Source organism: Streptosporangium sp. NPDC003464 (assembly GCF_053588315.1).
Map to the genome: position 1 here is coordinate 1 of NZ_JBSFPS010000487.1, position 3037 is coordinate 3037.

The 3037-nt window shown below is 67.2% G+C and carries 2 protein-coding genes and 1 pseudogene; 2 read left to right on the plus strand and 1 reads right to left on the minus strand.

What is annotated here, in order from left to right:
- Positions 1–289 precede the first annotated feature (289 nt).
- Positions 290–691 (plus strand): nuclear transport factor 2 family protein, encoded by a 402-nt coding sequence (locus ACWDS7_RS47620; RefSeq protein ID WP_451934692.1) that lies wholly within the window; start codon positions 290–292, stop codon positions 689–691.
- A 249-nt stretch (positions 692–940) separates the two neighbouring features.
- On the opposite strand, the pseudogene ACWDS7_RS47625 reads toward ACWDS7_RS47620, so the two are convergent.
- Positions 941–2099, minus strand: a pseudogene (locus ACWDS7_RS47625) (IS30 family transposase); the annotation flags it as partial.
- Positions 2100–2311: 212 nt separating this feature from the next.
- Here ACWDS7_RS47625 and ACWDS7_RS47630 point away from each other — a divergent pair.
- Positions 2312–2851, plus strand: coding sequence for a DinB family protein (locus ACWDS7_RS47630; RefSeq protein ID WP_451934693.1), 540 nt, complete (start codon positions 2312–2314; stop codon positions 2849–2851).
- The last annotated feature ends 186 nt before the right edge of the window (positions 2852–3037 follow it).

The following is a 3037-nucleotide window of genomic DNA, read 5'->3' on the forward strand; positions in this document are numbered from 1 at the left end:
GTCATGATGTCCCCTTCCGTCGCCGTCCGGCACCGGCGACGTGGAGATCGGCCGGCGATCCGCTGTCACGACGCCTGATCACGACCGCTCCGGCCTCGCCGCGTCCGCCCTGCGCGGCCGCGTGCCCGTCGGCGACTCCGGATGCGTCATCGTCATGCTCCCTCCCTCGTTGCGATGTGGGGAGTTCCCCGTTTACCTTAGTGCACGACGAAACGGGGAACTCCCCATATCGATGTCCGCCCAGGGACCACCGAGAGGGGTCCTCGGGCTCTGCCCGCAAAGGATGAGCATGACTCTCGCCTATGAAGATCGCTGCACCATCAACGACCTGATCGCGATGCACGGGCACCTGTGCGACAGCGGAGAACTCGATCGCTTGGACGAGGTGTTCACCGCCGACGTCATCTATGACGTGAGCGATTTCGGGCAGGAAATCTTGAGAGGGGTGGTGGCCTGCGCCGCCGCTGGACGCGCTCTGGGTGAACGCAACCCGGTCGGACACCATGTCACGAACATCGTCCTGAGCGAGCAGACCGACGGCCGGGTACACGCACGCTCCAAGGGCATCGGTATCAACGTCGACGGCACGAGCGGGAGCGTCACCTATGAAGACACCATCGTGCGCGTGGACCAAGGCTGGAGGATCAGCCACCGAAAGGTGCTCGCACGGCGAGTTCCCCTGGGCGGATGATGATCGGTTTTGACGGCCGAAAGGCAGCCATACCCGAGTTGCCGTCCCACCGGGCTCTGCCACGCGGCATGGCGAACCCCCTGCCCATGCGAAGAGCACTGAGCAAGCCGAGTGCCGACGACTTGGCCGAAGTGGCCTGACGGGCCCCGAGTAGGCCCTCCACTTCCGAACGTGACTCCAGCCGCCAGGTAGCCGATCCGTCGGCTTCAGCTCGGCGCCTGAGGGTGTCGGGATTAGACGGCGACCTGAAGGGGTCAACGCATCACCGTCTTTGATGAGGTCAGCGTAGACCTCGGCTGGACTTCGGAAGTCGTGGATCCGGCGAGGCCGGTCGTTGAGCTCGGCGGCGATGCCATCAAGGTCTTCCTGTGTCAGGTGGCGCAGGTCGGCGCTTTTGGCCAGATACTGCCGTAGCAGCCCGTTGTGTTCTCGTTGGTCCCTCGCTGCCAGGGACCGCGCCGTTTGCAGAAGTAGACCGGGACACCGGTGTCGTTGCTGAAGAGGCGATGCTCGGCCATCTCTCGGCCGCGATCCCAGGTCAGCGAACGGCGCATCCGCGGCGACAGGCCGGTGAAGACGCGGGTCAGATGCGGCCGGACCTGCGCGGCCTTGATTCCATCGGGCAGCGCCACCAGCACCACGTAGCGGCTGGTGCGCTCGACCAGGGTGGCGATCGCCGAGGGACGGCTGCCCATCACCAGATCGCCCTCCCCGTGACCGGCGACCAGACCGGTCCCGACCTCGAGCGGACGAGCTTTGATCGAGACCATGTCGCGCAGCCGACCCCGGCCCGAGGCGTGGCGGGCCGTCCGTGGCTAACGCATGGGCCGACCGGTGCGCAACTGCCGCGACAGGTCCCGGTTGATCGCCCGGCGCCGTGGGTCGAACAACGAGCGATAGCTCGTCTCGTGGGAAACCCGCAGGTGCCGGGCCTGGGGAAAACGGCGCCGCAGCCAGCCGACGATCTGCTGGGGTGACCAGCGCCGGGCGAGCTTGTCTTCCACCAGGCCACGTAAATGGAGGTGCTGGGCCAGCTTGGCGGGCTTGGGGCGACATGCCCGCCGACGGGCGTTGTCTTCAGCGTTTCGGGCCCGGTAGTGCTCGCGGCCGCCGTTACGGGCGATCTCCCGGGAGACGGTCGCGGCCGAGCGTCCCAGCCGCCGGGCGATCGCCCGCGCCGAGTGGCCGGCGGCCAGGCCACGGGAGACCTCCTCCCGCTCGGCGACGGCCAGGTGCCGGAGCGAGCCTCGTACGGCAGGAGGCCGGACGCCGCCGGTCTGGGCGAAGAAGCGGCGTACATGCTGCAGCGGAGCACCGACGCCCCGGGCGATGGAGCTCAGCGACTCTCCGCTGCGCCATCGCTGCCAGACCTCGTCTTGCGATCGGGTGATAACCCGTAGTCCCGCACACGCACCTCCACTAATGATCAAGGTCATTGTGCGGTGATGCGTTGACCCCTTGAGAGCGCCGCCTAATCCCGACACGCTTCGAGTGCGACTTAGCGCTTCAGTCGGCGGGAATCGCCCACTGAAGCGCGAATCCATGAACAATTGATCGTTACGGGGCTTCTTCCCCGGTATAGCGCTCCATGATCCGGACTATAGGGTGCATCGGGTGGACATGACCGATCCCGCCACCCGGGACATCCTCGCCAGCTTCGAACGCGCGCGATCCATGCTGTTCAGGCGCCTTGAGGGCCTGACCGACGCCGAGTACCACTGGGAGCCGGTCAGCGACTGCGTCGGCCTGCGCCCCGGCGACGACGGCGTCTTCCGTGTCGACGCGGTCTTTCCGGAGTCGACCCCGGATGCGCCGGACCCCGTCACCACGATCGCCTGGCGCGTCTGGCACATCGGCAATCTCTGCCTGCGTGGCTACGTGATCTACCTCTTCGACGACGCCCCCGAGTTCGGCGAGCGCGACGAGTGGCCGGGCACCGCGAAAGCGGGCATCGAGGCGCTCGCCGAGGACTGGGAGCACTTCATCTCCCGCATCGCCGCCCTCGGCGACCAGCGTCTGCTGGCCCCGATCGGCATGGGTCCCGGCGGTTGGGCCGAGGAGACCTATCTGAAGCTCGCGCTGCACGCTTTGGTCGAGGTCGCGCATCACGGCGGCGAGATCGGCCTGCTGCGCGACCTGTACATACGCCAAGGCGTCTGACAGGGCCTCATCGGGGCAGTGCACACCGCCATGGGCAGGGTTCTGGTGGGAACGGCGTCGTGGACGGATCGGTCGTTGCTGGAGTCTGGCGTGGTGGCCGTCGGTGGATACCAGCCAGACTCCAGCAACGGCCCCCGAGAACAGGGCACACGATCGAACGGGGAACACCCCCTACGCCCCGGTACG